Source organism: Inhella sp., assembly GCF_041912635.1.
GTDB lineage: Bacteria > Pseudomonadota > Gammaproteobacteria > Burkholderiales > Burkholderiaceae_C > Inhella.
The window spans coordinates 1-23,436 of record NZ_JAYRMO010000014.1; the positions used below are offsets into that span (position 1 = coordinate 1).

Below are 23,436 nucleotides of genomic sequence, written 5' to 3' on the forward strand. Positions count from 1 at the left end.
AAGAACGACGGGTTGCTGCGCCGGAACTGGCTCAAGGGCAGCCTGGGCGACGCAATGCATGCCTTGTTGTGCGGTGCCGGGCACAACCTGCGGCTGATCCTGGCGCACCTGCGGGTGCTTTTGCTGGGCTTGTTCGGCGTCGTGACACTGGCCGAGTGCCTGCTCAGCTCGCGATTAGCGCCCGACCCAATGGTGCCAGTCGGCGCGAACTGAGTTGTTCAGGGCCGACCAGTTATGGCCACATCTAGACATAAATGGATAGATGTGGCGTCCATATCTATCCGCTTTTTTGAGCCGCGCATTTGACGATCCGCGCTTCCAACCCGAGCGCCCTCACCTGCTGGGCAGGCAGGTACCAAAGCCGGCTCGCAGGGTCCCAACGGGCGCCAGCGGCTTGCAAGGTTGCGCGCAAGGTGCGCTCGCCGAACCCCAGCCGCAGCGCGACCTCGGCGTCGGGGCATGAGCGTCCGCGGATCTCGCGCACCTCCACCAGCAACTCCACCGTGGTGTAGCGGCGTTCGCCGGTGAGATCGACGCGATGGCGCACACAAACCAGATCAGCGCCGAAGCGCCTGGCGAGCTTGCGGGCACCGGCACTGTCGGGCGCTAGGGTCTTGATGACGCGCTTGGCCCGCAGGCTGAGCACGGGAAGTGGTTCCTGCCGTGCGTCCAGGCTGGTGTGAAACATGGCCGTCCTCCCTTCAACCGAATTCAACTGGGCACTGCGTCGGCGCCCTCATTGGCTGGACTGTGCCAGCTCCGGCCCTGCTGAGGGTTTGGCGCTTCCCCGCGGCTGCATGGGGCGGCGCCCAAGAAAAAGGGCAGCCAATTGGCTGCCCTGCTCTTCACTCATGCCTTGCCCCGAGAGACGGGGCAAGTCCTTCGCTAGGCGTCGCCGAGTCCGCAAGGACTCGGCTCGGCCCTGGCTCAGTGATGCGTGCCGTCCATGAATTGCTCGTCTTCCGTCGAGCCCTTCAGCGCCGCGGTGGAGGCGTTCGCTTCGATGGTGGTGGTCACGGCATCGAAGTAGCCCGTGCCCACCTCGCGCTGGTGCTTCACGGCGGTGAAGCCCTTCTCGGCCGCGGCGAACTCGGCTTCCTGCAGCTCGACGAAGGCGCTCATCTGGTTGCGGGCGTAGCCGTAGGCCAGGTTGAACATCGAGTAGTTCAGGCTGTGGAAGCCGGCCAGGGTGATGAACTGGAACTTGTAGCCCATGGCGCCCAGCTCGCGCTGGAACTTGGCGATGGTGGCGTCGTCCAGGTTCTTCTTCCAGTTGAAGCTGGGCGAGCAGTTGTAGGCCAGCAGCTTGCCGGGGAACTTGGCGTGGATCGCGTCGGCGAAGGCCTTCGCGAAGGCCAGGTCGGGCTTGCCGGTTTCGCACCAGATCAGGTCGGCGTAGGGGGCGTACGCCAGGCCACGGCTGATGGCTTGGTCGAGGCCGTTCTTGGTGCGGTAGAAGCCTTCGACGGTGCGCTCGCCGGTGCAGAAGGGCTTGTCGTTGTCGTCGATGTCGCTGGTCACCAGGTCGCCGGCTTCGGCGTCGGTGCGGGCCACCAGCAGGGTGGGCGTGCCCATCACGTCGGCCGCCAGGCGGGCGGCCACCAGCTTGGCCACGGCCTCGCGGGTGGGCACCAGCACCTTGCCGCCCATGTGGCCGCACTTCTTGGCGCTGGCCAGTTGGTCTTCGAAGTGCACGCCAGCGGCACCGGCTTCGATCATGGCCTTCATCAGCTCAAACGCGTTGAGAACGCCGCCGAAGCCGGCTTCGGCATCGGCCACGATGGGGGCGAAGTAGTCGATGTCGTCCTTGCCCTCGGCCCACTGGATCTGGTCGGCGCGGGCGAAGGTGGCGTTGATCTTCTTGACGACTTTGGGCACCGAGTCCACCGAGTACAGCGACTGGTCGGGGTACATCTCGCCATTGCTGTTGGCGTCACCGGCCACCTGCCAGCCGGAGAGGTAAATGGCCTTCAGGCCGGCCTTGACCTGCTGCATGGCCTGGTTGCCGGTCATGGCGCCCAGGGCGTTGACGAAGGGCTCGCTGTTCACCAGGCCCCAGAGCTTTTCAGCGCCGCGCTTGGCCAGGGTGTGTTCCACCTGGACGGAGCCACGCAGACGCACCACATCGGCGGCGGTGTAGCCGCGCTTGATACCCGCCCAGCGGGGGTTCTCGGCCCAATCCTTTTCGAGGGCGGCGGCTTGTTGTTCGCGGGTCAGCTTGCTCATGTCAAAACTCCTGAAGGGGAAGGAAACGAAAGCGGGAACGGACTCAAGACTAGGGACTTCCGCTTTCGGGAGCTTGACAATTGGGGTGCTACCCCTAGGAAAACTTTTCCTGCAAAAACAAGGGCTTAGCCTGCGCGTTTCGCGATGTGGATATGTAAATTTCATAGCGAGAAATGTCGGCGAGCGAATTTCTGGCGCCTTACCGCATTGCGAAATGCAAATTTCTTATCATGAAATCAGGCACTGAGGCAGACCCAGCGATTGCGCCCCCCGGACTTGGCCGCCGCCAGGCTGTGCTCCGCGCGCTGCAGCAGCCCGGCCGGGCTGTCCACATCGTCCGGCCAGGCGATCGCCACCCCGATGCTGATGCTGACGGTGGAAGCCGGAGCGCCCGGGGCCTGTGGCCAGCCGCGCGCACGCACGCGCAGTAGCAGTTCCTCCGCTTCCTGAGCGGCCCCTTGGGGGTCGGTGCCGGGCAGCAGCAGCACGAAGCGGTCAGCGCTCAGGCGCGCGGCCAGGTCGTCGGGCCGGCGCTGCATGCCTTCGAGCAGCTCGGCCAGGCCACGCAGCAGGGTGTCGCCGGCCACCTGGCCGTGGCGCTCGTTGTAGAGCTTGAAAGCGTCCACATCCAACACCAGCAGAGCGAGAGCTTGCGACTGGCGCTGGGCGCGGCGCCAGGCCTTGTCCAGCTCCTCCTCGAAGCGGCCGCGGTTGGCGATCTGGGTCAGGCTGTCGAGCGCCAACTGGCGCTGCAGTTCGGCCTGGGCCAGGGCCAATTCGTCGCTGCGCGTACTGACCTCCCCCTTGAGCGTGGACAGCGAACGCTGCACCTGCACGCCCATGTGGTTGAACAGCGCACCCAGGCGGCGCAGTTCGAGGATGGGCCCGTCCTCGGGCACGCGCACACCGCCCTGCCCCAACGCCAGGCCGCCGGCGGCCTGGCCCAGGGTGTCGAGCTCGCGCACCAGGCGTGTGAGCAGCGCGAACAGCAGCCCAATGGCCAGCAATGCCAGGGCCAGCACCCAGATCAGCGCCCAGCGCGCCTGCGCGCGCCAGGAACCGAGCAAGGCGTCCTCTTCCAACAGCACGCCCTGCAGCAGTTCCAAGCCGCCGGCGCCGCGCACCTCGCGCAGATTGAGCAGGTAGTACCGACCCTCGACCTGCAGCTTGACCGGGCGGTTCGTGGCCTCGGTGCGCTTGCCTTGGCGGCCGATCCAGTCGGCCACGGCGCGCAGCCGCGGGTCGGCCTGCTGGGCCAGCTGGCGCTGGTCGAGACGGATCGGGGTGTACTGGGCGTCGGCCTCGGTGGAGCTGGCGAGCAGTTGCCCATCCTGCTCGGCCACGAAGGCCAGGCCAGAGCGCCCCGCGAAACGAGCGGCCAGGAAGCGCGACAGCTGCACCAGACCCAGATCCGCCCCCGCCACGCCCAGCGGCCCCTGGCCCTGCGCACTGCGCAACGGCGCCGAAAGGCCCAGCCCCAGCGAGGCGTAGCTGCGATAGGCCACCACCGGGTACCAGCCCAGCTCGCCGCTCTGGGCGGCCCGCTGGTACCAGACCAGGCTGCGGCTGTCATAGGGTTCGCCGCGGTCTTCGAGCTCGGTGCGGCCGCTGCCCTCGTCGAGCACGCGGTAGCGCGTCAGCGGCCCACCGCGCTCGGCGGTGATGAGGCGCAGGCCGCCATCCACCGGGTGGCGCGAGGCGCTGATCAGGCCGCCATCCGGCAGCCCGATGCTGATGAAGGTCAGGTGCGGCTGGTGGCGGATCTGGTTCAGCAGACGTTGCTGCAACCGGGCGGGCGGCTCCAGCGGCAACAGGCCGAGGCGGAAGGCGCCGGCGTTTTCCTGCACCACATCGTGCGCCGAACGCAGCAGGCCCTGCAGGTGCTGCTCGACGCCGCTGGCGATCTCCTCAACCAAGCGCTGCTCGACGGACTCGCTGCTCACGCGCGCCGCGCGCCAACTCAGTGCGCCCACGCCCAGCGCCATGCCCAGCATCACCAGGATGGCCGGCGCCAGCAGCAGCCAGCGCAAGGGGTAGGCACGGCGGGTGCTCACAAGCCCCCCACGAAGTACCGCTTCAGCCCCGCCAGGATCATTTCCACCGCGATGGCCGTCAGCACCAGGCCCATCAGCTTTTCCAGCGCGGTGACGACCGAGTCCCCCAGCAGCTTGCGGATGCGCTCGGCCAGCAGCAAGGTGATGCCACAGACGGCCATGGCCACCGCCAGCGCGCCGACCCACTGGCCGATCTTCTCGGGCTGGCGCGAGGCCAGCAGCAGCACCGTGGCCATGGCCGAGGGCCCGGCCAGCAGGGGCACAGCGAGCGGAAAGATCAAGGGCTCCCGGCCGGGCGCCACGCCGTAGACCGATTCACCGTGGCTGGAAAAGATCATGCGGATGGCGACCATCAACAGGATCACGCCCCCGGCCACCTCGAGCGAGCGTTCGCTGAGGTGCATGACGCGCAGGAAACCCTCGCCGGTGTACATGAAGGCCAGCAGCACCAGGAAGGCGATGCCAACCTCGCGCACCGCCACGCGGGCCCTGCGTTCGCGCGGCACCTCGCGCATGATGGGGATGCAGATGGGCAGGCTGCCGAGCGGATCCAGCACAAGCAGCAGCAGGATCAGGGCCGAGACAAAGTTGTGGTCCATAGGGATGCAGCGCGGTTCCGGACCCGGTCATTCTGCGTGCGAAAAGTCCGCCGCCAGCGCGCGACGGGAAGGCTAGGATCGCGCAACAAACTTTCACTGCATCTCGGGGACAGATGGAAAGCGCAAAGCTAGACGCGATTGATTGCAAGATTCTCGAAGTGCTGCAACGGGATGGGCGGATTTCGAACGTCGATCTGGCGGCCGAGGTGCAGCTGTCGGCGCCGCAGTGCTTCCGGCGCGTGCGTGCACTCGAGGAGCGCGGCGTGGTGCGCGGCTACCGGGCGCTGGTGCAGCCCGCGGCGCTGGACCTGGGCGTGACCGCCTTCGTCAGCGTCAACATCGCCGCCGAGGCCTTCGAGCGGGTGCGCGACATCGAAGGCCTGCTGCGGGACCAGCCCGAGGTGCTGGAGATCCACACCGTCAGCGGTGACTGCGATTACCTGCTCAAGGTGGTGGCGCGCGATTTGCGCAGCCTGTCGCAGCTGCTGACCGACCGGCTGATGCAGATCAAGGGTGTGGCCGACGTGCGCTCGATGGTCTGCCTGGAAGAGGTCAAGGCGCCCGCCGCCCTGCCGGTGCGCTGAACATGCAACGCCGCCAGCTGCTCACGGCCCTGGCGGCGATCAGCAGCGCGGCCCAGGCCGCACCGCTGCTGCGCATCGGGGCCTCGGCGGCCCTCACCGGCCCGGCAGCGGCCTTGGGGCGGCAATACCACCTGGGCAGTCAGGCGGCGCTGCAGGCGGCCAATGACCAGGGCGGCATCCAGGGCCAGCCCTTGGCACTGGATCTGCTGGACGACGGCTACGAGCCCGATCGCGCCGTGGCCAACACCGAGGCCCTGGTGGGCGATGAACGCGTGCTGGCCCTGCTCGGCTATGTGGGCACGCCCACCAGCATGGCGGCGCTGCCTCTGGTCAAGCGTCACCAACTGGCGTTCGTCGGCCCTTACAGCGGCGCCGATGCACTATGGGAGCGCGCCAATCCGCAGGTCTACATGGTGCGTGCCAGCTACCGCGACGAAGCTCGCGCGCTCGCCCACGCCATCCGTGCCGACGGCGCTCGGCGCGTCAATGTGTTCTACCAGGCCGACTTGTACGGCCGCGCGGGGCTGGAAGCCCTGCGCGACGCCGTAACCGCTGCAGGCATCGCATTGGGCGCGGCAGACACCGTGAAGCGCAACACCGTGGAAGTGAGCGCCGCGGTGAACACGCTGACGGCAAACGCCGAGGCCATCTACATGGTCAGCACCTACGAGACCTGCGCGGCTTTCGTCGCACAGGCTCGCAAGGCCGGCTACCGCGGGCGCTTCTATTCGCTGTCGTTCGCCGGGCGAGAACCCCTGCGTGCCGCCCTGGGTGGCAGCCTGCAGGGGCTGGTGTTCGCCCAGGTGGTGCCGGACCCGGAGGACGCCCAACTGCCGGTGGTGGCGCAGTACCAGCGCGCCTTGCGGGCCATGGGTGCCAGCGCGTTTGACTCGATCAGCCTGGAGGGCTACCTGGCCACCCGCGTGCTGCTTGAAGCCTTGCGCCGCGTCAACGGTCCGATGACCCGGGCCGGCGTGCTGCAGGCCCTGGCTGGCCTTGGCCGGCTGGATCTGGGTGGCTACACGGTGCAGTACGGCGCCAGCGAGCGGCGCGGTTCGCGCCTCGTTCGCATCGTGCGGGACTAGGGCCTGTTCACACGACGGGAAGCCACGCGAAAGGGCCTGGCCGCCTGGGCGAGCCGGGCACCGACGGATGCCGGCCGGTCAGGCCCTTTCCCTTCGGGTTGCCTCCAGAAAGGGCGCCCACTTCGTTACGAAGCCTTGCCGTGGTCCCGCCACGCCTGCGGCTTCGCGCCTCGTTGGCGCCCTTTCTGGAGGCAACGCGCTGGCTTCCCGTCGTGTGAACAGGCCCTAGCCTCTCGGATGGTGCTGCGCCACCAGCGCCTTGAGCCGCTCGCGCGCCACATGGGTGTAAATCTGCGTGGTGGACAGATCGGCGTGGCCCAGCAGCAGCTGCACGGCGCGCAGGTCGGCGCCGTGGTTGAGCAAATGGGTGGCGAAGGCATGGCGCAGGGTGTGCGGTGACAGCGGCACCTGCACACCGGCCTGCGCGGCATAGCGCTTGATCAGCTTCCAGAACATTTGCCGGCTCATGGCCGCGCCCTGCACGGTGACGAACAGCGCCTCGCTGCGCCGTGCCCCCAGCAAGGCGGTGCGCGCTTCGGCCAAGTAGCGCTGGATGGCAGCGCGCGCCGGCTCACCGATGGGCACCAGGCGTTCCTTCTCGCCCTTGCCGCGCACCCGTACCAGGCCGTCGCGCAGGTTCAGGCCGACGCTGGGCAGCTCCACCAACTCGCTGACGCGCAGGCCGCTGGCGTACAGCAGTTCCAGCATGGCGCGGTCGCGCAGGGCCAGCGGGCCGTCTTCGCCCGGCGCAGCCAGCAGGGCCTCCACTTGGGCCTCGCTCAGCACCTTGGGCACGCGCAGCGCCTGGCGGGCGGCGTTCAGGCGCAGGGTCGGGTCTTGCTGGATGCGGCCCTCCCGCAGGGCCCAGCGGTAGTAGCGCTTGAAGCTGGACAGACGGCGGTTGGCGCTGCTCGCCTTGCTGCCGGCGTGGCGGGCCAGGGCATAGGCCTGCAGATCGGACTCACGCGCGGTATCGAGGGCCTGCCCCTCGGCTTCCAGCCAGGCTGCCAGGCCCTGCAGATCGCGCGCATAGGCCTCGCGGGTGCGCTCGCTCAGGCCTTCTTCGAGCCAGAGCGCGCGCACAAAGGCCTCGATGCCCGCGGTCGAATTCACCCTTCGAGCTTGAGCTTCTGCCGCTCAACGACCTTCTTGTAGACCGCGAACTCGGCGGCGATCTGCTCGGCGAACTGCTCCGGCGTGTTCAACACCAGCAACGAGCCGGTGTCCTCGATGCGCTTTTTCACATCCGCCAGCTCGCAGGTGCGCTTGGCGGCGGCGTGCAGCTTGGCTACGAGCTCACGCGGCAGGCCCTTGGGCGCGTGCAGGCCGTAGTAGGCCATGCGGTTCACCGGCTCCAGCTTCAGTTCGGCGAAGGTGGGCACATTGGGCAGTTGCGCCAGCCGCGCCGGCGCGGCCACCACGATGGGCACCAGGCGGCCATCCTTGATGTGCGGAAGAGCCGAGGGCAGGTTGTCAAAAATGATCGGCACCTGGCCCGCCACCACATCATTCAGAGCCGGGCCGGCGCCGCGGTAGGGGATGTGAACGATGAAGCTGCCGGTCAGGCTCTTGAACAGCTCGGTCTGCAAATGGCCGATGCCGCCGGTGCCCGAGCTGGCGTAGCTGTAGTGGCCGGGCTTCTTCTTGATCTCGGCCAGAAAGCCGGCGTAATCGCGAGCCGGGAAGCTCGGATGCACCGCGATCACGTTGGGCGTGGCGGCGATGTTGATGATGGGCGTGAAATCGGTGAGCGGCTGGTAGGCGATGCGCGGGTTGATGGCCGGGTTGGCCGCCGTGGTGGACACGGTGGCCATGCCGATGGTGTAGCCGTCGGGGGCGGCGCGCGCGATCTCGGTGGCGCCCACGACACCGCCGCCGCCGGCCCGGTTGTCCACCACCAAGGTGGCGCCGAGCGCGGGTTGGATGCGTTCTGCCAGCACGCGGGCAATGATGTCGGTGGTGCCGCCGGGGGCAAAGGGCACGATCAGGCGCACCGGCTTGGCCGGGTAGGCCTGGGCCAGCAGCTGGGGCGACACGCCCAGGGCGGCGGCAAGGGTCAGCAGGTCTCGGCGTTGCATGCGGGGGCTCCGGAAGTTCGGAGCGATGCTAGGCCGCCGTGCCGGCGTGGCCACCTGGGGCTTGCGCGAGGGCCCATTCGATGTGCTCGGCCAGCTGAGCGTCGGCTGCGGGCAGTGCGGCCTGCAGGGCCGTGCGGAGGGCGGGATCGCCGCTGGCGCGCAGCGCGTTGCCCAGGGCCACGGCCAGGTTGCGGCGCCAGCGGCGGATGCCGATGCGGCGGATTGGCGAGCCCTCGGTGCGGCGCAGGAACTCGGCCTCGTCCCAGGCCCACAGCGCGAGCAGGCTGGGCTGATTCAGCGCGTCCCGGCTGTCGAAATCCGGCAGGCTGCTGCGCTGGGCGAACTTGTTCCAGGGGCAGGCGAGCTGGCAGTCGTCGCAGCCATAGATGCGGTTGCCCATCGCCGCGCGCAGCTCGGGCGGAATCGGGCCGTCCTGCTCGATCGTCAGGTAGGAGATGCAGCGGCGCGCGTCCAGGCGGTACGGCGCCACGATGGCGGCCGTCGGGCAGACGTCCAGGCAGGCCGTGCAGGCGCCGCAGTGGGCGCTTTCGGGCGGCGTGGGTGGTAGCGCCAGGTCGACGAGGATCTCGCCAAGAAAGAACGTGGAGCCGGCCTCGCGGCTCAGCGTCAGCGTGTGCTTGCCGCGCCAGCCCAGGCCCGAGCGGCTGGCCAGCTCCACTTCGAGCAGCGGCGCCGAATCGGTGAAGCAGCGGTGGCCGAAGGGGCCGATCTCGGCAGCGATCTGGTCGGCCAGCTTTTGCAAGCGCTGGCGCAGCACCTTGTGATAGTCCCGGCCGCGGGCATAGATCGACACCTGAGCCTGGGCAGGCAGGCGCAGGCCCTGCCACTCGATGGCGCGCCAGTCATCCGGGGAGCTGCGTGGCAGGTAATCCATGCGCGCAGTGACGACACTCAGCGTGCCGGGCACCAACTCGGCCGGGCGCGCGCGCTTGAGCCCATGGGCGGCCATGTAGTCCATGTCACCATGAAATCCGGCCTGCAGCCAGGCCAGCAGGCCAGGCTCGGCCTCGTGCAAGTCAATGGGGGCGACGCCGATTTGGGAGAATCCCAGCGCCCTGGCCCAGGCTTCGATCTTGGGCAGCAGCGCGGCGGTGTTCACAGCCGGCTGGCCGGGCCTCTCAATCTCCATGGCTGCGATTCTAGAAACGCCTTCCCTGCTGCATTGGCCTGACGAGGCCGCCACCCAGGCTGCCGCCGCGCGCTTGGGCGCTTGCCCCGAGCTTTTTCCGGCCCTGCTGCTGCTGGAAGGCGGCCTGGGTGCGGGCAAGACTACCCTGGTGCGGCACCTGTTGCGCGCGCTGGGTGTGCAGGGGCGCATCAAGAGCCCCAGCTACGCCGTGCTGGAAAGCTATGAACCGCCGGCGGGTGAGGTGCACCACTTTGACTTCTACCGTTTCAGCGACCCGCGCGAGTGGGAGGACGCCGGCTTTCGCGAGCTGCTGGCTGGCCCCGGCCTGAAGCTGGTGGAGTGGCCCGAACACGCCGCCGGCCTGCTGCCCCAGGCGGATCTGCGCCTGCAGATCGAGGGCGCGGACGATGGCAGCGAAGACATCCGTAGCGTGCAGGCCCAGGCGTTCACGCCCCGCGGCCGGGTGCTGCTGAAGGCCCTGGCCGGATGAGCACGCGCCGCCTCTTGCTGCTGCACGGCGCCTTCGCCTGGACCTGGCCGCTGGCCGCGCGCGCGGCCACGACTCCCGCGGCCGGCGCGGACGCCAACCTGCTGGCCGTGCGCCTGTGGCCGGCGGCGGCCTACACCCGCGTCACGCTCGAATCGGACCGGCCGCTGGCGGCCCGGCATTTCGTCACCGAGGCGCCGGAGCGCCTGGTCATCGACATCGACGGCCTGAGCCTTTCGCCGCGGCTCAAGGAGCTGGTGGCCAAGCTGCAGGCCGACGACCCCTTCATCGCCAGCGTGCGCATCGGCCAATACCAGCCGCGCGTGGTGCGTCTGGTGTTCGACCTGAAGCAGGGCATCGCCCCGCAAGTCTTCACGCTCGCCCCGGTTGCGGCCTACCAGCACCGCCTGGTGCTGGACCTCTACCCTGCCCCGGGTGCTGCCGACCCCCTGCTGGCCCTGCTGCAGGAGCGCGAGAGCAATGCCAAGGCGGCGGCCGAGGACATCAATGACGCGCTGGGCGAATGGATCCAGAAGCTGCCACAGGACAAGGCCAGCAGCCCGGCGCCTGCGCCAGTGCCAGCCCCCGCCGCTTCAGGCCCGGCCGCCCCGGCGCCTGCGCCGGCGGCATCCGCCCCGCCGCCGCCCAGCTCGCGCAAGCCGCGCGTGGAGCGCCTGGTCGTGGTGGCGCTCGACCCCGGCCATGGCGGCGAGGACCCCGGCGCCATCGGCCCCACCGGGTTGCGCGAGAAGGACGTGGTGCTGGCAGTGGCCAAGCAGCTGCGCGAGCGCCTGCTGCAGGAGCCCAATGTGCGCGTGCTGATGACGCGCGACGCCGACTACTTCGTGCCCCTGCACGAACGCGTGCGCAAGGCGCGGCGCGTGGGCGCCGATCTCTTCGTCTCCATCCATGCCGACGCCTTCATCCGCCCGCAGGCACGCGGTGCCTCGGTGTTCGCGCTGGCCGACAAGGCCGCCACCAGCGCCGCCGCGCGCTGGCTGGCCGAGAAAGAGAACGCTGCCGACGCCGTCGGCGGCCTGAACCAGCTCGCCGTCAAGGACGAGACAGTGCTGCGCGTGATGGCCGACATGAGCACCACGGCGCAGATCAAGGACAGCCTGCAGCTGGGCTCCGAGGTGCTGGGCCAGATCGGCAAGGTCGGCCGCCTGCACAAGCCGCGTGTCGAGCAGGCCGGTTTCGCGGTGCTGAAGGCGCCCGATGTGCCCTCGATCCTGGTCGAGACCGCCTTCATCTCGAACCCCGAGGAAGAGGCCAAGCTGCGCGACCCCGAGTACCAGCGCGAGCTGGTGCAGGCCCTGGCCAAGGGCCTGCTGCGCTACCTGGGCAAGCGCACCCCGGTAGCGCGGCGCAGCAGCTGAGGGCTCAGCCGGCCGCCTTCTGCTGCCGCTGGGCGCGCCAGCCGCCGACGATGGCAATCAGCCCCGGAATGATGATCAGCGCCCAGATCACCTTCTCCATGTGCGCCTTCACGAGCGGGATGTTGCCGAAGGCATAGCCCAGCAGAACCAGGCCGACGACCCAGATCGTTCCGCCCAGGACGTTGAAGGCGGTGAACTTGCTGCGCGTCATCTCGGCCACCCCGGCCACAAAGGGCGCAAAGGTGCGGATGAAGGGCATGAAGCGGGCGATGACGATGGTGATGCCGCCGTGGCGCTCGTAGAACTCGTGCGCGGCGTTGAAGGCCTTCTTATTGAAGAAGCGGCTCTGCTCCCACTGGAAGACCTTGGGGCCGAAGTAGCGCCCGATCGAGTAATTGCACTGGTCACCCAGGATGGCGGCCACCAGCAGCACGGCAATCGCCAGCGGCAGGTTCATGGCGCCGACGCCACACAGCGCGCCCACCACGAAGAGCAGTGAGTCGCCCGGCAGGAAGGGCATCACCACCAGGCCGGTCTCGACGAAGACGATGGCAAACAGCAGCGCGTAGACCCACAGGCCGTAGCTCGCCACAAAGCTCTCGATGTGGCGGTCGACGTGCAGGATGAAGTCAATCAGCAGGGCAAGGATTTCCATGGCGCGCGATTTTGGCCGGCCGTGCGGGGCCACCCTGGGATACTCGGGCCCTCGTCTGCGGGATCCCCGCTGCTCCACCCTCCCCCGCCCGCCATGACCGAAACCGCCCTGGCCGCCGCCATGCCGGTACGCCGCCCCATCGCCGAACTGCCCGACGAGCTGGTCAGCCAGATCGCCGCCGGCGAGGTGGTGGACCGCCCCGCCGCCGCCGTGCGCGAGCTGCTGGACAACGCCCTGGACGCCGGCGCCACGCAAATCACCGTGCGCCTGCTGGGCGGCGGCATCCGTTGCCTCACGGTGGAAGACGACGGCATGGGCATCCCACCGGAAGAACTTCCGCTGGCGCTGCGCCGCCACGCCACCAGCAAGATCCGTGACCTGCGCGAGCTGGAGTGCGTGGGCAGCCTGGGTTTCCGGGGCGAGGCCCTGGCGGCCATCGCCTCGGTGTCCGATTTGTCCATCACCAGCCGCACGCCCGAGGCCGCGCACGCCACGCGCCTGGACGCCCGCTCGGGCGAGCTGCGCGCCGCCGCGCGCGGCCGCGGCACCACGATCGAGGTGCGCGAGCTCTTCTTCAACACCCCGGCGCGCCGCAAATTCCTCAAGACCGAGGCCACCGAGCAGGCGCATTGCCTGGAAGCCTTGCGCCGCCAGGCGCTGGCCTACCCGGAGGTGGGCTTCGCGCTGTGGAGCGAAGGCAAGCTGGTGGAGCAATGGCGCCCTGCCCCCCGCCAGCAGCGCCTGGCCGATGTGCTGGGTGAAGATTTCGTGGCCGCCAGCCGCGCCTTCGAATGGGAGGTGCCGGCGCTGCGCATCCTCGGCCGCCTGGGCCTGCCCGAGGCGGCGCGGGCGCGGGCCGATCTGCAGTACCTGTACGTCAATGGCCGCTTTGTGCGCGACCGCACGCTCGCCCACGCCCTGCGCTCGGCCTTCGACGACGTGCTGCACGGCCAGCGCCAGCCCAGCTACTGGGTGGCGATCGACATCAACCCCGAGCTGGTGGACGTGAACGTGCACCCCACCAAGAGCGAGGTGCGCTTTCGAGACAGCCGCGGCCTGCACCAGCAGCTGCGGCGGCTGGCGGTGGAGGCGCTGGCGCAGTCCCGCGCCGAAGCGCTGCCCGCGGCCGAGCCTGCCCCCACGGTGAGCTACAGCCTGGCGCCCGCCGCCAGCCCGCTGCGCGCCGCCGAAGCAACCGCCTTCAGCAGCCCGCCCCCGCTGGCGATGCCGCGCGAGCAGACGGCCCTTTCCTGGGCCGCGCCGCGCAGCGAACCCGCACCTCCGGAGCGCGACGCCTGGCTGGCGCGCCTGACGTCGCCCGTCGCGCCCGTTGTGGCCGTTGCGGCCAGCGCGCCCACCGCGGCGGCCCCCGCCCCGGTGCAGGACGAATGGCCGCTGGGTCGCGCCATCGCCCAGCTGCATGGCATCTATGTGCTGGCCGAGAACCGCCAGGGCCTGGTGCTGGTGGACATGCACGCCGCGCACGAGCGCGTGCTGTACGAGCGCTTCAAGCAGGCGCTGGCGCGCCGCATGGACGCGCAACCGCTGCTGATCCCGCTCGCCTTCGCCGCCTCGGCCGAGGAGCTGGCGCTGGCCGAAGCCCATGCCGACACGCTGATGCAGCTCGGCCTCGACCTCAGCCCGCTGGGCCGCCAGCAGCTGGCCCTGCGCAGCCGCCCAGCCCTGCTGGACGGCGCCGACCTCGTGGCCCTGAGCCGCCAGGTGCTGGCCGACCTGGGCCAGCACGGCGGCAGCCAGGTGCTGGAGCGTGCCCAGCACGATCTGCTGGCCACCATGGCTTGCCACGCGGCGGTGCGGGCCAACCGCCAGCTCAGCCTGACCGAGATGAACGCGCTGCTGCGCGACATGGAGCGCACCGAGCGCGCCGACCAATGCAACCACGGGCGCCCCACCTGGCGCCAGCTCAGCCTGCGAGACCTGGACGCGCTCTTCCTGCGCGGCCGTTGAGGGCCACCCTATGACCGACGACGACAAGAAGAAATCCACCCTCAAGCTCAAGGGCAGCGCCGCGCCGCGCGGCGACCGTGCCCCCGTGCGTGGCATGAACACCCCCAAGAAGCGCCCAACGCTGGCCGAAGCCCAGGCCGAGCGCGAGCAGCGCGCCCGGGAGCGGCCACCACGGCGCGAGGACGGCGGCGGGTTTGGCGGTCCGCGTACGGACCGCCCACGTGGTGAAGGCGGTCCTCGCGGGGACCGCCCGCCGCGTGAGGGAAGTTCGTTTAGCGACCGCCCGCCGCGTCGTGATGACCGTGGGCCAGGTGGCCCGCGTGGGGACCGCCCGCCGCGTGAAGGCGGTTCGTTCGGCGATCGCCCGCCGCGTCGCGATGACCGTGGCTTTGCCGGTCCCCGGGGGGACCGTCCGCAACGCGAGGGCGGCCCGCGGGGTGACCGTCCGCCGCGTGAAGGCGGCTCCTTCGGTGACCGCCCACCGCGCCGCGATGACCGTGGCTTCGGCGGCCCGCGTGCGGACCGCCCGCCGCGTGAAGGCGGTTCGTTCGGTGACCGCCCCCCGCGCCGCGATGACCGTGGCTTCGGTGGCCCGCGGGGTGACCGCCCGCCGCGTGAAGGCAATTCGTTTGGTGACCGCCCACCGCGCCGCGACGACCGCGGCTTCGGCGGCCCGCGGGGCGACCGCCCGCCGCGCGAAGGCGGCTCCTTCGGCGACCGCCCACCGCGCCGCGACGACCGCGGCTTCGGCGGCCCGCGGGGCGACCGCCCGCCGCGCGAAGGCGGCTCCTTCGGCGACCGCCCACCGCGCCGCGACGACCGCGGCTTCGGCGGCCCGCGAGGCGATCGCCCGCCGCGTGAAGGCGGCTCCTTCGGCGACCGCCCACCGCGCCGCGACGACCGTGGCTTCGGCGGCCCGCGGGGCGACCGCCCGCCGCGCGAAGGGGGCTCGTTTGGTGACCGCCCACCGCGCCGCGATGACCGCGGCCCGGCCGGCCCGCGCACCGATCGTCCGCCGCGCGAAGGCGGTGCCTGGGGCGAGCGCCCGCTGCGACGTGACGACCGCCGCTTCGAAGGCCCACGCGAGGACCGTCCGGCCCGCCAGGCCACGCCGCGCATCAATACCGAGGCCGAGGGCGAACGCCTCTCGAAGGTCATGGCCGACCGCGGCCTGGCCTCGCGTCGCGAGGCCGACGAGTGGATCGAAATGGGCTGGGTGCGCGTGGACGGCAAGCTGGCCGTGCTGGGCCAGCGCGTGGCACCCGAGGTGCAGATCGAGATCGACCCCGCCGCTCACAAGCAGCAGGCGCAGCGCGTCACCATCCTGCTGCACAAGCCCATCGGTCTGGTGTCCGGCCAGCCGGAGGACGGCTACGAGCCCGCGGTCAGCCTGATCCGCCCCGACACCCGCTGGGCCGAGGACCCGACCCAGGGCCACATTCACTTCAACCCCGCCCAGCTGCGTGGGCTGGCGCCGGCCGGCCGCCTGGACATCGACTCCACCGGCCTGCTCGTCTTCACCCAGGACGGCCGCGTGGCCAAGGCGCTGATCGGCGACGACAGCGAGGTCGAGAAGGAGTACCTGGTGCGCGTGGCGCCGGTCGATGCCCCTGAGGGCGAGGCCGCGGCCCCGATGCACAGCTTCCCGGAAAGCCAGCTGGCCTTGCTGAACCATGGCCTGGAGCTGGACGGCGTGCAGCTGCGCCCGGCCAAGGTCAGCTGGGCGAACGAGGACCAGCTGCGTTTCGTTCTGCGCGAGGGCCGCAAGCGCCAGATCCGCCGCATGTGCGAGCTGGTCGGCCTGAAGGTGCTGGGCCTGAAGCGCGTGCGCATGGGTCGCATTCCGCTTTCCGCCTTGCCGATGGGCCAGTGGCGCTACCTGGCACCTTGGGAAAAATTCTGAGCCCGCTGATCCTCGTCGGCCCCACCGGGGCCGGCAAGACGGCGGCCGCGCTGGCCCTGGCCGCGCGGCTGCCGCTGGAGATCATCAGCGTCGACTCGGCGCTGATCTACCGCGGCATGGACATCGGCAGCGCCAAGCCCACGGCGGCCGAACGCGCGGCGGTACCGCACCATCTGATCGACATCCGTGACCCGCTGGAGAGCTACTCGGCGGCGCAGTTCGTGGCCGACGCGCAGCGCTGCGTGGCCGACGTGCAGGCGCGCGGCCGCCTGCCGCTGCTGGTGGGCGGCACCATGCTCTACGTGAAGGCGCTGCGCGAGGGCCTCTCCGACATGCCGCCCAGCCGCCCCGAGCTGCGCGCCCAGCTGGACGTCGAGGCCGCTGCGCGCGGCTGGCCCGCGCTGCACGCCGAGCTGGCGGTGGGCGACCCGGTGACGGCCGCCCGCCTGCACCCCACCGACAGCCAGCGCATCCAGCGCGCCCTGGAGGTGCTGCGGGGCACCGGCCGGCCGCTTTCCGACTGGCATGCGCGTGCCGCACGTAGCGCCGGGGTGGATTGGCCGCTGATCAGCATCGAAACCGACGACCGCGCCTGGTTGCACCAGCGCCTGGATGCCCGCTTCGACGCCATGCTGGCCGCGGGCTTTCTGGACGAGGTGCGCGCCCTGCGCGCGCGCGGCGACCTGAACCTGGAACTACCCTCGATGCGCTGCGTGGGCTACCGCCAGGCCTGGGAGGCCCTGGATGAGGCCGACCCGCCCAACCTGAAAACGCTGCGCGAGCGGGCCCAGGCGGCGACACGCCAGCTGGCCAAGCGCCAGATCACCTGGCTGCGCAGCATGCCCACGCGCATCCGGCTGGAGGCCAAGGACGCGCGCCCCGAGGGCTTGGCCAGGCAGCTGCTCGACTACATCCAGTAGCGCTCCGAGATCAACCGATCCTCCTCGCTGAGCATCGGGTTCGGAATCTCCAGCCGCAGGCGCTTGTCCAGCCGGGCCTCGGCCAGCACCTTTTGCACATAGGGGTGGGTTTCGAACAGGCGCTGGTAGGCGCCGCTGGCGTGCAGGGCCTGCAGTCCGCTCTCGATCTGCCGCGCCAGCACCTCGTTCTGGCGCCGCACGAAGAAGACGTTGTCGCTGCGGTAGCTCAGCACCAGGCGCGGCTCCACCATCAGTTCGGGGAACTGCGCGGCGCGCGCGGCCAGCTCGGCCGGCGCCTCGTTGGCGCCGCGCGGGAAGTAGTCGATGCCGCCGCGCGCCAGCATGCGAAAGAGCGCGTCATAGGTGTTCGTCAGCACCTTGAGCCCGGCGGCTTGCAGGATCTGCGTGTCCACCCAGCCCGTGCCCTGGCCGGCCGTGAAGGCAGCCAAATGGTCAAGCTTGCGCACCAGGGCGAACTCGGCCTCGCGCTCACGATGCATCAGAAAGATGCGCTGGCCAATCAGGCCGCGGTAGATGGGAATGCGCACCGGCCGCAGCACCTGCTCGATCTCCCGCCCCAGGCTGCTCCAGATGAAATCGATATGGCCAGCCTCCAGCTCCTTGATGGCGCGGCTGCGCTCCATCACCTGATCGGAGGCCTGCACGTCAACCTCCAGTCCGTGCAGGCCCAAGGCGGCGCGCAGCAGGGCGAGCGGAAAGTGGATGCGCGGGTCGTCCGGCGTGGCGGAAAAGCGCGCGAAGCGCAGTTGCAGGGGCTCGGCGCGTGTGCTCAGGGGCAGCGCGGCAGCCAGGGCAAGCAAGGGTCGACGGCGCACAGGATGCAGGGGCATGGAAGGGCGGTTGCGGGCGCACTCTACGTCCCGCACGGCCGCACACCGCCCCGAACAAACCAGTTGCATGGACATCCGCCCTGCGCGTAAAGTGATATCACTTTGATCTGAATTGGAGGCCCACATGAAGGTAAGCAAGGAAACCCCGGCGCGCAGCGCCGACGGCTATGTGATGGGCGCCCTGGGCCTGGGTCTGCTGGTGGCGGGCGGGCTGCTGCTGGTGCGCGCGGGCCAACCCCTGCTGGGCCTGCCGCTGCTGCTGGCGGGCGGCCTGGTGATGGCTGGGCTGTACATGCTGGCGCCCAACCAGGCGGCGGTGCTGACGCTGTTCGGAGCCTACATCGGCAGCGACCACCAGGCCGGCCTGCGCTGGGCCAACCCGCTGGCCTTGAAGCGCAAGCTCTCGCTGCGTGATCGCAACCTGAACGCCCCCACGCTCAAGGTCAACGACGCGCGCGGCAACCCGATCGAGATTTCCGCCGTGGTGGTGTGGCGGGTGCGCGATTCCGCCCAGGCCCTGTTCCAGGTGGACGACTACGAGGCCTATGTGCGCGTGCAGGCCGAGGCGGCCATTCGTCATCTCGCCGCCTGTTACGCCTATGACGAGGGAGAGGACCTGAGCGATGGCGCTATCACGCTGCGCGGCGGCCAGGACGCCGTGGCCCAGGCCCTGCGCAGTGAATTGCAGGCCCGCTTTGACGACGCCGGTGTGGAAGTGCTGGACGCCAAGCTCAGCCACCTGGCCTACGCCCCCGAAATTGCCCAGGTGATGCTGCGCCGCCAGCAGGCCGAAGCCATCATCAGCGCACGCCAGAAGATCGTGCACGGGGCGGTCAGCATGGTGGAGGCGGCGCTGCAAGGCCTCTCAGAGCGCAAGATCGTCGAGCTGGACGACGAGCGCAAGGCGGCGATGGTCAGCAACCTGCTGGTGGTGCTGTGCTCGGACAAAGACACGCAGCCGATCGTCAACACGGGCACGCTTTACAACTGAGGCCAACTGCCGTGCAGCGATTCTTCACGATCGTCTGGCTGGGTTGCCTGCTGCTCTTTTTCGTCAGCAGCTTCTGGCTGCCGGAGCGGGTGGGCGACCCAGGCAAGGAAGTGCCGCGTGCGGTTTACGTGGTGCTGATGGGCTTCTGCCTGGTGAGCGTGCCCTGGTTCGTCGGGCCCGGCATGGTGCGCCTGCTCCAGGGCAAGGGGAGTGGTGGGGTGAACATCCCGCATGCCGAGTACTGGTTCGAGGGCCAACGCCGCGAAGCCAGCCTCAGGCGCCTGGAACCGTACCTGCTGGAGATCGGGTGCTTGACGGCCGTGTTCCTGGTGGCCGTCTCCGCCTCGACCCACTTTCCTGGGGCATTGTTCTTGGGCATGAAGCTCGGACTCGTGGTGACACTGGGCTTGACGGCCCTGCTGCTGCTCTCGGTCGCGCTCTGGATGCTTCGTGTCAAGCGCGCCTTTCCTAAACCGCCTACCGACGCACTGGAGCGGCCGGCTGATCTCCGCCGCCCCCGCCGGCCTCGCCGCCCCGGTGACTAGCTGTGGCCAGCCCCGGCAAGAAATCTTTCCCCCTGCGCGTCGACCCCGAGCTGTGGGCCGAGGTCGAGCGCCTGGCGGCGCAGGAACTGCGCAGCGTCAATGCCCAGGCCGAGATGCTGCTGCGCGAAGCGCTGACGCGGCGCGGCCTCAAGCTGGGCGTGCCACGCGGGCGCACCGCTCCCGCTCCCCCAGCCGAAACCAAGGAGGACTGATGCGAACCCTGCTCTTCACTCTGGCGCTCTTGCTGGGCGCCAGCGCGGCCCAGGCCCTGCCGGACCTAGTGCTGCTGGTGCGCCACGCCGAGAAGTCCGCCGAGCCCGGGCGTGACCCGGGGCTTTCCGAGGCCGGGGAGCGCCGCGCCGAAGCCTTGGCCGAGGCCCTGGCGCACAGCGGCGTGCGGCATGTGCTGGTCAGCGCCGCCCGGCGCACCCAGGCCACGGCCGCCCCACTGGCCCGTCGCTTGGGCCTGCAGGCCCAGGTGGTGGGCTTCGAAGGCGGCGTGGCGGGCCATGTGGCCGAGCTGACCCGTCAGCTGCAGGCATTGCAGGGCATGGTGCTGGTGGTGGGCCACAGCAATACCTTGCCAGAACTGCTGCAGGCGCTGGGCGGCCCGCGCTGGCCGATGCTGTGCGAAAGCAGCTACGGCCAGGCCTGGGTGCTGCGCCCCGGCGCACTCGCCCAGGTGCTGCAGCTGCGCTACGGCGCGCCCGACCCCGAACGCGAAGGGCCCGACTGCCTCTGAGGCACAAGCCTCAGCCGCTCAGGGTGCTGGGCAGGGCCAGCTGACCAAGCAGCCTGCGCAGGCAAGGTTGCTCCAATGGCCACCCTGACCATGCCCCAGGCCATTGGCTTGGGCTTCTTCGCCGAAGCCCCGCACACGACCTGCGAGCAAGTCACCCACCCAGCTCGCCACACTCATGCCACCGGACTGTTCGGCGTAGAAGCGCGGATCGGTCAGCAGCATGTGAAACGGGCCGGCGGCAACGTAATAGCGGAAATTGCCCAGACTGGCGGCGCGGCTCTGCAGCTCAGTGCTCATGCGGTTGTGCCAATCCACTTCCGGCCGCGCCGGGCAGCTGCCGCCGCCGTAGCCTGCGGCCATCGCCGCGTAGAAACCGATCTGGACGGGGTCAAGATGAGGCGTGATCTGCGCGTAACGGCCGAAGGGGTCAGAGCGGGCGGCACGCCTGATCAGGTCCCCGCTGGGTACTGCAGCGGCGTTGGGGCCAAAAACCCAGGGAGCAATCTGCGGATTCCAGCTCTTCCGGCCCGGTAGGCTGGTGTCGAAGGCAGCAGGTAGCACGCCTTGTGCGGAGTCGGCCAACACATGCATCTGCGCGCCCGGATAGAGCATGCCGACCCAGTGCGCATTGACCGCCGCGCCATAGCCGCCGGCACTCTGGCCTGCCACCAGCACCTGGCGAGGCCCCCGCACATGCCGGCGTACCCAGTCCAGCACCACCATGAAGTTGTCGTAGCCGCGATGCTGGATGCTCAGGGTCTGCCCGGCGGGTAAGCCCACAAAGGGATTCGCCACACTGGTGTAGCTGCGCGCGGCCGAGCCGATGTGCACATCGCCCGTGCAGTAGGGGATGTACACCATGTCCCAATCGCGCACCGGATTGTTGAGGTCGCTGGTGCGGAACAGCCCATCCATCTGTGCCGGGTTGGTGCTTGGTGGCACTTGCGTGTCGAAGAACTGCGGCACCTCTGGTGGCAGTCCGACGCGGGGGAAGCTGCAGCTTTGGCCGTCCCAGCAAGCGCCGCCTCCTTCGAAGAACACCAGCAGCTTGCGTACGGTGCCGCGACGTGTCCAAAATGAAAAGCGCGGGTCCGAGCCTGGGAAGCCCGAGCAGCGCGCTTCGTGACGACGTCCGTCCAGGCCGATGACCGGCGCAGGGTCTTCGATCTTCTGCCAGCCCTGCGGCTGCAGGACCTCCGGGCTGCTTGTGGCATCGATCCCGCCCGCATTGGCAAGCCCAGCGCCCAGCAGCGTGGCGCCAAATAGCGCCATCTTGAAACGTTTGTACACAGTTTGACTCCCTGACGACAGTTGCGGTGGGGCGGTGTACCGGCTGTGGAACGCTTTGCCCAGGGGGCTTGACCGAGTGCCCCCCTCGAACCAGGGAATGCCCGTGGCAGCATGCGCGCCCATGTCAGCCCATTCCAATGACCGACCCAAAGCCCAGACCCCGCGTGCGCTGGCGGGCTTGCTGCCGTTCTTGCGCCCCTACCGCGGCCGCATCACCCTAGCTGCGCTGGTCCTGGTGGCGGCCGCACTGACCACTCTTGCTTTTCCAGTGGCCCTGGGGAGCCTGGTGGATGCCGGCCTGCTGCCGCAGGGCCGCGGCCAGCAGCTCCTGGCGCTCCGCGAGCACTTCCTGCTGCTGTTCGGCGTGGGTGTGGCGCTGGGCCTGTTCTCAGCCCTGCGTTACTACGCCGTCACCTGGCTGGGCGAGCGCATCACGGCCGATTTGCGGGCCGCGGTGTACCGGCATGTCATCGGCCACAGCCCGTCCTTCTACGAGCACACCCGCACCGGGGAGGTGTTGAGCCGTCTGACCACCGACACCACCCTGGTGCAGACGGTGGTGGGCTCTTCGCTCAGCATGGGCCTGCGCAACGCCATCATGGCCCTGGGTGCCCTGGTGATGCTTGTGGTCACCAACCCGGTGGTGATGGGCCAGGTGCTGGGGGTGCTGCTGCTGGTGCTGGCGCCCACTCTGGTGTGGAGCCGGCGCGTGCGGCGCCTCAGCCGCGACAGCCAGGACCGGGTGGCGGATGCGTCCGCCATCGCCGGCGAGGTGCTGAACGCCATCCCGGTGGTGCAAAGCTACGGTCAGGAACCGCGCGAGGGGCAGCGCTTCGCAGACGCGACCGAGGCCGCGTTCACCAGCGCCCGCCAGCGCGCGCGCACCCGGGCTTTGCTGGTGGCCTTTGTGATCGTCGCCAACTTCGCCGCGTTGCTTTGGGGCCTCTACCAGGGCACGCAAGCTGTGATCGCCGGACGCATCAGCCCTGGGCATTTGAGTCAGACCGTCGTCTACGTGGTGCTGCTGCTGGGCTCGGTGGCGGTGCTGGCCGAGGTGTGGGGCGATTTGCTTCGCGCCGCCGGCGCCACAGAGCGCCTGATGGAACTGCTGGCCAGCCGCTCGCCGGTGCAGGAGCCCATGCAGCCGCGCCCCATTCCCGCTGCACAGGGCGGCGCACAGTTGCGCTTGCGGGGTGTGCAGTTCCACTACCCCAGCCGGCCTGACACGCTGGCCCTGGCCGACTTCGATCTCGATATCGCCCCGGGCGAAACCGTAGCTCTGGTGGGGGCGAGCGGCGCGGGCAAGAGCACGGTGTTCCAGCTGGTGCAACGTTTCTATGATGCCGAGGCCGGCCGCATCGAGCTGGACGGCGTGCCGGTACACGAACTGAGCCTTCACACCTTGCGCGATCGCATCGGCCTGGTGCCGCAGGAAGCCACGATCTTCTCGACCGACGCGCTGGAGAACATCCGCTACGGCCGGCCGGAGGCTAGCGAGGCGGAGGTGATCGAAGCCGCGCGCGCCGCCCAGGCGCATGAATTCATCAGCGCCCTGCCGCAGGGCTACAAGACCTATCTGGGCGAGCGCGGGGTGCGCCTCTCGGGCGGACAGAAGCAGCGCATCGCCATCGCCCGCGCCATCCTGAAGAACCCGCCGCTGCTGCTGCTGGATGAGGCCACCAGCGCGCTGGACGCCGAGAGCGAACGCCTGGTGCAGCAGGCCCTGGACGCCGCGATGGCCGGGCGCTCGACCCTGGTGATCGCGCACCGCCTGGCCACCGTGCAGCACGCCACCCGCATCGTGGTGCTTGAACAAGGCCGGATCGTCGAAACCGGCACGCATGCCGAGCTGGTGGCGCGCGGCGGCGTGTACGCCCGGCTGGCTGCCCTGCAATTCGGACGCGCATAATTCATGCGCATGTTTTGTGG

General features: G+C 69.7%; 22 protein-coding genes and 1 pseudogene. 13 read left to right on the forward strand and 10 right to left on the reverse strand.

Annotation, left to right across the window (positions count from 1 at the left end; translation table 11 throughout):
• Window positions 1-213, forward strand: a pseudogene (locus ACE3QP_RS09785) (hypothetical protein); the annotation flags it as partial.
• Between the two features lie 64 nt (window positions 214-277).
• On the opposite strand, the gene ACE3QP_RS09790 reads toward ACE3QP_RS09785, so the two are convergent.
• The 4 genes from ACE3QP_RS09790 to ACE3QP_RS09805 all read right to left on the reverse strand — a co-directional run bounded on the left by ACE3QP_RS09790 (window position 278) and on the right by ACE3QP_RS09805 (window position 4,879).
• Complete coding sequence (locus ACE3QP_RS09790; RefSeq protein ID WP_374435627.1) at window positions 278-688, reverse strand: hypothetical protein; 411 nt, start codon at window positions 686-688, stop codon at window positions 278-280.
• Window positions 689-927: 239 nt separating this feature from the next.
• Window positions 928-2,226, reverse strand: coding sequence for an isocitrate lyase (gene aceA / locus ACE3QP_RS09795; protein WP_374435628.1), 1,299 nt, complete (start codon window positions 2,224-2,226; stop codon window positions 928-930).
• Window positions 2,227-2,462: 236 nt separating this feature from the next.
• Window positions 2,463-4,280 carry a diguanylate cyclase domain-containing protein gene (locus ACE3QP_RS09800; protein WP_374435630.1) on the reverse strand — a complete coding sequence of 606 codons (1,818 nt, stop codon included), beginning with the start codon at window positions 4,278-4,280 and terminating at the stop codon, window positions 2,463-2,465.
• On the reverse strand, window positions 4,277-4,879 hold the full coding sequence (locus tag ACE3QP_RS09805) for a MarC family protein (RefSeq protein ID WP_198109237.1): 603 nt from the start codon (window positions 4,877-4,879) through the stop codon (window positions 4,277-4,279). The genes ACE3QP_RS09800 and ACE3QP_RS09805 overlap by 4 nt, the downstream gene beginning before the upstream one ends.
• Before the next feature lie 113 nt (window positions 4,880-4,992).
• Between ACE3QP_RS09805 and ACE3QP_RS09810 the strand changes: the two genes are divergently transcribed.
• Window positions 4,993-5,463, forward strand: coding sequence for an Lrp/AsnC family transcriptional regulator (locus ACE3QP_RS09810; RefSeq protein WP_198109236.1), 471 nt, complete (start codon window positions 4,993-4,995; stop codon window positions 5,461-5,463).
• Between the two features lie 2 nt (window positions 5,464-5,465).
• A complete protein-coding gene (locus ACE3QP_RS09815; protein ID WP_374435632.1) occupies window positions 5,466-6,548 on the forward strand; it encodes an ABC transporter substrate-binding protein in 1,083 nt (360 codons plus the stop codon).
• Between the two features lie 225 nt (window positions 6,549-6,773).
• Here the strand turns inward: ACE3QP_RS09815 and xerD are convergent, their stop codons facing one another.
• Genes xerD through queG form a run of 3 tightly spaced genes read right to left on the reverse strand, consistent with a single transcriptional unit; the run spans window position 6,774 to window position 9,776 of the window.
• On the reverse strand, window positions 6,774-7,661 hold the full coding sequence (xerD, locus tag ACE3QP_RS09820) for a site-specific tyrosine recombinase XerD (RefSeq protein ID WP_374435634.1): 888 nt from the start codon (window positions 7,659-7,661) through the stop codon (window positions 6,774-6,776).
• A complete protein-coding gene (locus ACE3QP_RS09825; RefSeq protein ID WP_374435636.1) occupies window positions 7,658-8,626 on the reverse strand; it encodes a tripartite tricarboxylate transporter substrate binding protein BugE in 969 nt (322 codons plus the stop codon). Before ACE3QP_RS09825 ends, xerD begins: the two co-directional genes overlap by 4 nt.
• 28 nt (window positions 8,627-8,654) lie before the next feature.
• Window positions 8,655-9,776, reverse strand: a complete 1,122-nt coding sequence (queG, locus tag ACE3QP_RS09830; RefSeq protein WP_374435638.1) for a tRNA epoxyqueuosine(34) reductase QueG — start codon at window positions 9,774-9,776, stop codon at window positions 8,655-8,657.
• On the opposite strand from queG, the gene tsaE reads away from it, so the two are divergent.
• Together tsaE and ACE3QP_RS09840 are read left to right on the forward strand one after the other, a co-directional pair.
• Entirely contained in the window at window positions 9,775-10,266 is a 492-nt protein-coding gene (gene tsaE / locus ACE3QP_RS09835) for a tRNA (adenosine(37)-N6)-threonylcarbamoyltransferase complex ATPase subunit type 1 TsaE (RefSeq protein WP_374435640.1), read from the forward strand. The genes queG and tsaE overlap by 2 nt on opposite strands.
• A complete protein-coding gene (locus ACE3QP_RS09840; RefSeq protein WP_374435641.1) occupies window positions 10,263-11,642 on the forward strand; it encodes an N-acetylmuramoyl-L-alanine amidase in 1,380 nt (459 codons plus the stop codon). Before tsaE ends, ACE3QP_RS09840 begins: the two co-directional genes overlap by 4 nt.
• A 4-nt stretch (window positions 11,643-11,646) precedes the next feature.
• Here ACE3QP_RS09840 and ACE3QP_RS09845 read toward each other — a convergent pair whose 3' ends face one another.
• A complete protein-coding gene (locus tag ACE3QP_RS09845) occupies window positions 11,647-12,297 on the reverse strand; it encodes a DedA family protein (protein ID WP_374435643.1) in 651 nt (216 codons plus the stop codon).
• Between the two features lie 93 nt (window positions 12,298-12,390).
• Here ACE3QP_RS09845 and mutL point away from each other — a divergent pair, with 93 nt between their 5' ends.
• Genes mutL through miaA form a run of 3 tightly spaced genes read left to right on the forward strand, consistent with a single transcriptional unit; the run spans window position 12,391 to window position 17,088 of the window.
• Entirely contained in the window at window positions 12,391-14,265 is a 1,875-nt protein-coding gene (mutL, locus tag ACE3QP_RS09850) for a DNA mismatch repair endonuclease MutL (protein ID WP_374435645.1), read from the forward strand.
• 10 nt (window positions 14,266-14,275) lie between these two features.
• Window positions 14,276-16,168 carry a pseudouridine synthase gene (locus ACE3QP_RS09855; RefSeq protein WP_374435647.1) on the forward strand — a complete coding sequence of 631 codons (1,893 nt, stop codon included), beginning with the start codon at window positions 14,276-14,278 and terminating at the stop codon, window positions 16,166-16,168.
• Window positions 16,153-17,088, forward strand: coding sequence for a tRNA (adenosine(37)-N6)-dimethylallyltransferase MiaA (gene miaA / locus ACE3QP_RS09860; protein WP_374435649.1), 936 nt, complete (start codon window positions 16,153-16,155; stop codon window positions 17,086-17,088). Before ACE3QP_RS09855 ends, miaA begins: the two co-directional genes overlap by 16 nt.
• Here the strand turns inward: miaA and ACE3QP_RS09865 are convergent.
• On the reverse strand, window positions 17,076-17,939 hold the full coding sequence (locus tag ACE3QP_RS09865; protein WP_374435651.1) for a substrate-binding periplasmic protein: 864 nt from the start codon (window positions 17,937-17,939) through the stop codon (window positions 17,076-17,078). The two genes, miaA and ACE3QP_RS09865, sit on opposite strands and share 13 nt — an antisense overlap.
• A 124-nt stretch (window positions 17,940-18,063) precedes the next feature.
• On the opposite strand from ACE3QP_RS09865, the gene ACE3QP_RS09870 reads away from it, so the two are divergent.
• The 4 genes from ACE3QP_RS09870 to ACE3QP_RS09885 are packed head-to-tail and all read left to right on the forward strand — an operon-like array spanning window position 18,064 to window position 20,217.
• Window positions 18,064-18,930: an SPFH domain-containing protein gene (locus tag ACE3QP_RS09870; protein ID WP_374435653.1), complete on the forward strand. Its 867-nt coding sequence runs from the start codon at window positions 18,064-18,066 to the stop codon at window positions 18,928-18,930.
• Window positions 18,931-18,941: 11 nt separating this feature from the next.
• On the forward strand, window positions 18,942-19,475 hold the full coding sequence (locus tag ACE3QP_RS09875) for a hypothetical protein (protein WP_374435654.1): 534 nt from the start codon (window positions 18,942-18,944) through the stop codon (window positions 19,473-19,475).
• Window positions 19,476-19,477: 2 nt separating this feature from the next.
• A complete protein-coding gene (locus tag ACE3QP_RS09880; RefSeq protein ID WP_374435656.1) occupies window positions 19,478-19,687 on the forward strand; it encodes a hypothetical protein in 210 nt (69 codons plus the stop codon).
• Window positions 19,687-20,217, forward strand: coding sequence for a histidine phosphatase family protein (locus ACE3QP_RS09885; RefSeq protein WP_374435658.1), 531 nt, complete (start codon window positions 19,687-19,689; stop codon window positions 20,215-20,217). Before ACE3QP_RS09880 ends, ACE3QP_RS09885 begins: the two co-directional genes overlap by 1 nt.
• Before the next feature lie 18 nt (window positions 20,218-20,235).
• On the opposite strand, the gene ACE3QP_RS09890 is transcribed toward ACE3QP_RS09885, so the two are convergent.
• Window positions 20,236-21,507: a pectin acetylesterase-family hydrolase gene (locus ACE3QP_RS09890; RefSeq protein ID WP_374435660.1), complete on the reverse strand. Its 1,272-nt coding sequence runs from the start codon at window positions 21,505-21,507 to the stop codon at window positions 20,236-20,238.
• 121 nt (window positions 21,508-21,628) lie between these two features.
• Between ACE3QP_RS09890 and ACE3QP_RS09895 the strand changes: the two genes are divergently transcribed.
• The gene (locus ACE3QP_RS09895; protein WP_374435662.1) at window positions 21,629-23,416 is read left to right on the forward strand and encodes an ABC transporter transmembrane domain-containing protein; all 1,788 of its coding nucleotides are present in this window, start codon (window positions 21,629-21,631) and stop codon (window positions 23,414-23,416) included.
• Window positions 23,417-23,436 lie beyond the last annotated feature (20 nt).